The organism is Paracoccus sp. 08, from assembly GCF_024105395.1.
GTDB lineage: Bacteria > Pseudomonadota > Alphaproteobacteria > Rhodobacterales > Rhodobacteraceae > Paracoccus > Paracoccus marcusii.
Map to the genome: position 1 here is coordinate 1 of NZ_WEKR01000049.1, position 7,053 is coordinate 7,053.

5 protein-coding genes are annotated in these 7,053 nt (G+C 67.4%); 4 read left to right on the top strand and 1 reads right to left on the bottom strand.

What is annotated here, in order from left to right; genetic code table 11:
* Positions 1–3,452: MupA/Atu3671 family FMN-dependent luciferase-like monooxygenase (locus tag GBO37_RS13735; protein WP_252929607.1), on the top strand; the 3,452-nt coding region annotated here is incomplete at its 5' end.
* A gap of 35 nt (positions 3,453–3,487) precedes the next feature.
* Here the strand turns inward: GBO37_RS13735 and GBO37_RS13740 are convergent.
* Positions 3,488–4,483 (bottom strand): glycosyltransferase family 2 protein, encoded by a 996-nt coding sequence (locus tag GBO37_RS13740; RefSeq protein WP_252929608.1) that lies wholly within the window; start codon positions 4,481–4,483, stop codon positions 3,488–3,490.
* 58 nt (positions 4,484–4,541) lie between these two features.
* On the opposite strand from GBO37_RS13740, the gene GBO37_RS13745 reads away from it, so the two are divergent.
* The 3 genes from GBO37_RS13745 to GBO37_RS13755 all read left to right on the top strand — a co-directional run.
* On the top strand, positions 4,542–5,225 hold the full coding sequence (locus tag GBO37_RS13745) for a hypothetical protein (protein WP_045983632.1): 684 nt from the start codon (positions 4,542–4,544) through the stop codon (positions 5,223–5,225).
* Positions 5,226–6,665, top strand: coding sequence for a hypothetical protein (locus tag GBO37_RS13750; RefSeq protein WP_252929609.1), 1,440 nt, complete (start codon positions 5,226–5,228; stop codon positions 6,663–6,665).
* A 205-nt stretch (positions 6,666–6,870) separates the two neighbouring features.
* Positions 6,871–7,053 (top strand): transposase (locus GBO37_RS13755; protein ID WP_252929610.1); only part of this gene is annotated, 183 nt, incomplete at its 3' end.

Genomic DNA, 7,053 nt, shown 5'->3' on the forward strand with positions numbered 1-7,053 from the left:
ACCACATGCTGGGGTTCCGCCCGCTGCCCGTCGATGCCGATGGCGAGACGCTGCAGGCGCTGGCCGCAGCCCTTGACCGCGATCGCCGCGCGCTGCTGGACCGGGCGCCGGTGCTGGCCGACCTGATCGCCCGCGCGCCGGAACTGGGGCGTCCGGGGACACCCGGCCTGATCCTGGCCGCGGGACCGCAGGACGCGCCGACCGGCGCCGCAATATGCGTGGCGCTTGAGGAGGGCGAGCAGTCGCGCGTGCAGGTCTGGTGGGACCGCGCGCGCCTGTCGCAGGCCGCATGGCGCGCCATCGCCAACGTGACCGAGGCCCTGGCCGCGGCCGATCCGTCCCTGCCGCTGGACAAGGCGCCGACCCTGCCGGCCCATGCCATGGCGACCGTGGCCCGCGACGACCGCGATGCGGGCCCGGACGCGCCTGCGACGATCCAGGACGCGTTCGCCGCACAGGTCGCCCGACGCCCCGATGCCGACGCGCTGATTTTTCGCGGAGAGCGGCTGAGCTATGCCCAGCTGGATCAACGCGCGTCCCATCTGGCGCGACAGCTGGCCGCGATGGGTGTTGGCCCCGGCGTGCCCGTGGGCCTCTTCGCCCCGCGCGGGCTGGGACTGGTCGTCGGTGCGCTGGCGATCCTGAAGGCGGGCGGCGCCTATGTGCCGCTGGATCCGGACTATCCGGCCGACCGGCTGCAGCATTACATCGCCGACAGCGGTGCGCCGGTGGTCGTGGCCGACCCGGCGATCCTGTCGCGCCTGCCAGCGCATCAGGCGCGCGTGCTGCCGCTGGACGCCAAGGGACCGGAGGCGGACCCCCGTCCCGCATCGGGCCAGGACCTGGCCTATCTGATCTATACCTCCGGCTCGACCGGGACGCCCAAGGGGGTGATGGTCGAACACCGCAACGTGGTGAACTTCTTCGCCGGCATGGACCGGTCGCTGGATGCCCCCGAACCGGGCACCTGGCTGGCGGTCACCAGCCTGTCCTTCGACATTTCCGTGCTAGAGATCTTCTGGACGCTGACCCGGGGCTGGAAGGTCGTCATCGCAGGCGATCTTCTGGGGGGTGCCACGGCGGAGCCTGCCACCGGCAGCCGCAAGGGCATGCAGATGTCGCTGTACTACTGGGGCAATGACGACGGGGCAGGCCCCAAGAAATACGAACTGCTGCTGGAGGGTGCGAAATTCGCCGACCGACACGGTTTCGTCGCCGTCTGGACGCCCGAGCGGCACTTTCACGCCTTCGGCGGCCCCTATCCGAACCCCTCGGTCACCGGGGCGGCGGTGGCGGCGGTCACGCAGAACATCGCAGTCCGCGCAGGTTCGTGCGTCGGCCCCCTTCACCACCCTGCCCGCATCGCCGAGGAATGGGCGGTCATCGACAACCTGACCAATGGGCGCTGCGGCATCGCCGTGGCCTCCGGCTGGCAGCCGGACGATTTCGTGCTGCGCCCGCAGAACACGCCGCCCGCGAATAAACCTGCGATGCTGCAGACCATCGACCAGGTCCGCCGGCTGTGGCGCGGCGAGGCGGTCGAGTTTCCGCGCGCCGACGGCACCCCCTTTGCCGTCGTGACCCAGCCCCGGCCGGTATCGGCGGAACTGCCCATCTGGGTGACCACCGCGGGCAACCCCGAGACCTGGCGCGAGGCTGGGCGGCTTGGCGCGAACGTGCTGACCCATCTTCTGGGTCAGAGCATGGACGACATCGCCGCCCGCATCCCGGAATATCACGCAGCCTTGCGTGAGGCGGGTCACGATCCGGCGGATTTCACCGTCACGCTGATGCTGCACAGTTATCTGGCCGACACGCGCGAGGCCGCGATGGAGACCGCGCGCGAGCCGATGAAGGAATACCTTCGCGCCGCCGCCGCGCTGGTCAAGCAATATGCCTGGGCCTTCCCGGCCTTCAAGAAGCCCGCGGGCGTCACCGACGCGATGTCGCTGGACCTGTCGAACCTGGACCCGGACGAGATGGAGGGCATCCTCGATTTCGCCTTCCTGCGCTATTTCAATGACAGCGGCCTGTTCGGGACCGTGGACGATGCCGAGGCGCGGATCGCGGCGCTGCGCAAGATCGGCGTGACCGAGATCGCCTGCCTGATCGACTATGGCATCGCCCCGTCGATGGTGCTGGACAGCCTGCGGCATCTGGCGGTGCTGCACGACCGCGTGAACCCGGTCACGACCGAGGTCGCCGATTACGGCATCGCGGCCCAGATCACGCGGCACAAGGTCACGCACCTGCAGGCCACCCCGTCGATGGCGCGCCTGCTGCTGGAGGACGCACCGTCGCGTGCCGCGATGGCGGGGCTGAAGACCATCGCCCTGGGTGGAGAGGCCCTGAGCCAGGGCCTGCTGGCCGATCTGCGACGGAACGGATCTGCGCGCGTCCTGAACATGTACGGCCCGACCGAAACGACGATCTGGTCGGCGGTCGCCGATCTGGGCACGCAGGCCGACGATGTCTGGCTGGGTGACCCCATCGCTGCCACCAGCCTGCACCTGCGCGACCCGCAGGGAGAGGCGGTCGCCGACGGCGTGGCGGGAGAATTGTGGATCGGCGGGGCGGGCGTCACCCGCGGCTACTGGAACCGTCAGGCGCAGACCGATGCGGCGTTTCCGCAGACCGACCAGGGACGTCTGTACCGGACCGGCGATCTGTGCCGTCGCGACAGCACCGGGCGCCTGCGGTTCCTGGGTCGCATCGACCAGCAGGTCAAGCTGCGCGGCTATCGCATCGAGCTGGGAGAGATCGAGACCCGGTTGGCCCGCCTGCCCGGCGTTCGCGACGTGGCGGTCGTCGCCAAGGGCCAGGGTCCGGGCGATCGGCAACTGATCGGCTATGCCACCGGGGAAGGGCTGGACGGAGCGGCGCTGCGCGCGGCGTTGTCGCGCGAGCTGCCGGATTTCATGGTGCCGCTGCAGATCCATGTCCTGCCGGAAATGCCGCTGACCCCCAACCGTAAGATCGACCGCAAGGCGCTGGCGGCGGCCGATGCCGCGCCGCCCACGGCCCGGGTCGCACCGCCGGCACCACCGCCCGTTGCGGCCGCCGCGCCGGTCCCCGCCCCGGCGCCCGAGGTCAACGACCTGCAATCGCGGATCGGCCAGATCATGGCCCGCATCCTGGGCCTGCCCGAGGTTCGCGCGGATGACAACTTCTTCCAGCTTGGTGGGCACTCGCTGCTGGCGGTGCAGTTGCACCGGACGATCCGGGACGAGCTGGCAGTAACGCGCAGTTCGATCACGGACATCTTTCGGTTCCCGGTGCTGCGTGATCTGGCCGCGCATCTGGGCGGAACACGGGCCACGCCCGCGACCCCTGCACCGGTGGCCGCTGCCCCCTCGCCCACGCCGGATGCGGTCCAGCACGCCGCCGCGGGCGACATGATGGCCGCGCGCCGCGCTCTGCGCGCACGCATGCGACCCACGGGCCAAAACTGACGCGGCATATGTCGGCCGGGGAACCGGCCGACGACCTACTTGTATTCGATCAGCGCGCCTCGGCGGTTGCGCAGCCGGTTCAGGTGGAACTGGGCCACGCCAATGGCCTCGGGGAACTTACCCATCAGGGTATAGACCGCCCGCTTGCGTCCCAAGCGCCGCGACAGGCGTATCGCCTGCAACGGATAGACCAGCAGCAGCGCCAGCAACACCGGATGCACCAGCAGCGCGCCAAGAACCGCCACCACCGGCAGGATCAGGCCCCAGATCAGGGCGCGCCGGGTCTCGGCGGTCCAGTGTCGTTCGGGGGGGGCGCCATGCAGGGCCGCACCTTCGGCAAAGGCATGCCCCGCGCGCTTGCTGCGCCGCCACCATTGCCCGAACCGCGTGATGTCCGCGTCATGCAGCGTCATTTCCACGGGCAGCCGGCGAATGCGCCACCCGGCCGCCCGCAGGCGGACGCACATCTCGGGCTCCTCTCCGGCAATCAGCGATTCGCGGAAACCCCCGACGGCGGCGATCGCATGATGGCGAATCAGCATGTCGCCGCCCACGGCGCGGGCGTCGCCGACCGGCGTGTCCCATTCCAGATCGCACAGCCAGTTATAGACCGATCGTTCGGGATAAAGCTCCCTGCGCCGTCCGGCGACAACCGCCAGTTGGGGATCTGCCTGCAGGGCCCGGACGGCGGCAGGCAGCCATTCCGGCTGCAGCATGCAATCGCCGTCGATGAACTGGACGAATTCGGTCGGGTCGGCGGCAATGGCTTTCAACCCTGCATTGCGGGCCCGCGCCGCGGTGAATGGCAGGCCCATATCCAGATGCACGACCTGAACGCCCATCGCCTGCGCAAAATCCGCGCTGCCATCGGTCGATCCCGAATCGACATAGACAATTCGGGACAGCTGCTGCGACAAGGCGCGCAGACAGGCCTGAAGGCGCGCCCCCTCGTTCCGTCCGATGACGATCGCGGTGACGGGATAGTGCGGAAGGGAGCTGTCGGAATGTGCGGACAAGTCGATCTGCTTCATGCAATGTGCCCGATGATATGATACGAAACGGCGTCGAGACGGAAGAAAGAATTTGAGAATGGACGGTACCAGCGCCCGCAGGCACGACCATCTGAAGGCATGGTCGGCATTGCCCCAGATCGAGATGCCGCAAAAGGCCGCACTTCGTGCATTGATCGCGGACGATCACGGGTCGGAACGCAGCAGGTCCTACGACCTGCTGCGGACGCGGATGCTGCCCGAGGTGACCGAACGCGGCTGGACGCGCATCGGCGTCAGTCAGGCCAGTCCGGGCCCGGCATCGTCGCTGACCGCGCTGAACCTGGCCTTGTCCGAGGCACGCCGACCGGACCGCCACGTCCTGTTGATTGATCTGGACATCGCGCATCAACCGGTGCTGGCCCGGTTCGGCCAAGCCGGGGCGCCCGCCGGTCCGCTGTTTCGCGCCTGCACGGTGACGCCGCGGCTTGCCTTTGCCACCGTGCAGGCCGCGCCCGACCTGGCCGCGATCACGCTGCTGTCGCCGCAGTTCCAGCAGGCTCTGTCCGAGATGATCATGGGGATGGCCGCGGATGTCACCATCCTGCACCTGCCCCCTTGCCTGTCCGACGATGCCGGTCTGGCGGCGCTGCCGCTGGTCGACACGGTCTTGCTGACGATCGACGGACGCCGCGACACGGCGGCGGATCTGCGCCGCTGCGAGGCGCATGTCACCCGTCATTGCCCCGTGCTGGGGCTGTTTCTTCATAACGCCGAGGCTTGAATGGGACCGATTGTCGGAATACGCGAATTCATCGGGATGCTGTCGCGCCGGGGACCGGTGATGGCCGCGGTTTTGGTCGTCAGCGTGCTGATCGCGCTGGCGCAGGCTCTGGCGCTGCCCCGGGCGTTTGAATCGATTGCAATTCTGCAGGTGCAGCCGACCGTCCTGACCGGCGGCGTCGATAGCGGCGACACCGCCACCCGCCTGCGCACCATCGAACAGCGGATCATGGCCCGCAACAACGTGCTGGACATGATCGACCGTTTCAACCTCTACGACGACACGCCGCTGAGCGAGGATGAAAAGGTCGCGCAGTTCCGCCAGGATGTGCGCATCAACTTTGTCGCGGGCGTCACCGCCTCTGCCGGCGCGATGGAGGAGGTGTCCGCCATCCAGGTGACGGCGCAGACCGGCACCGCCGCCGGTTCCGCCAATCTGGCCAATGACATCGTCGACCAGATCCAGACCGGCAACCTGAGAGAGCGCGACCAGCGATTGAGCGAGCTGATCGGCACGCTGGAGACGCAGGACCGCCGCGCGCTTGAGGCAATTGCCGCGGTCGAGGCCGACCTTGCCGCCTTCCGCACGGAAAACACCCCCCGGATGCCTGAGAACCTGGAATTTCTGGCTGCAGAGCAGACGCGTCTGGAGGGCCAGCGCACAGAACTGATCCGCTCCTTGCAGGCGCTGGAGCGCGAGCGTCTTGCGCTGGAGGTGGGGACATCCGAACTGGGCCGGCAGGAGCCGCTCGCCCAGCAGCTACGCATCCTGGAGGTCGATCTGGCCCAGGCCAGGCGCACCCTAGCCGCAAACCACCCCGAGGTGCAGCGCCTGGAGGCGCAGATCGACGCCCTGCGCGAAGGCGACGGGCAGCAAATATCGGTCGGTCAAAGCCGCCAGATCGACCTGATCCGGCAGCAGGAGGAATCGCTGCAGTTGGAACTTGAGGCGATCGATCGACGCCTCCCGATGATCGCGGCGAATGTCGCCGGCATTCCGGAAGTGGCGGAGACGATCGCGGACTATACCCGCCGGCTTGCGGCGCTGGAGGTGCCCCGCATGGCGATCGCTGAACGCTTGTCCCAAGCGCGTCTGGACCAGAGCCTTGTGACCAGCGACTATGGCCAACAAATGATCCTGTTGGAAAGCGCGACCGAGGCGGAGTTTCCGCTCACCTCAGGTCGCAGGCGCGTTGCGGTGCTGGGTATCGCTCTTGGTCTGGGTCTAGCTTTGCTGTCTGGCTTTCTCTTAGAGGCGCGGCGCCCTGTTTTGCGTACCCAGGCCCTCGTGACGAAATATCTAGGCGTGGCTCCGATCGCCTCAATCCCGTTCCGACCGACGGCGCGCGAACAGGTGGTTCAACGGACGCAGAATGCCTTCAGCGTCATCATCCTGATTGCCGGCATCGGTATGGGGGTCGCTCTGGTCATGAACAGTTAATTTGGCGCTGACCACGGAGCATCAATTGCAGAATCGATCTCGTCACGGTCGAGTGTAGCAATTAATTCAGCGATATTTAATAACCACTATGCTGGTCTTCCCCCGACCCGCGATCTCGGCGGCTGGATCATAGTGTCATGACCCATTAATCGGGTTTCGACCCCCTTGCCGGCGTGTTTCACGCTCCCGAACTGATGGGGGCATGCTGAGCAATCTTTTTTGGCTGAGTGACGAGCAGATGGCGCGGCTGCGGCCGTTCTTTCCAAAGAGCCATGGCCGCCCACGGGTCGATGATCGGCGGGTCTTGAGCGGGATAATCTTCATCAATCGTAATGGCTTGCGTTGGTCCGATGCGCCGCCAGAGTGTGGTCCACCGAAGACCCTCTAC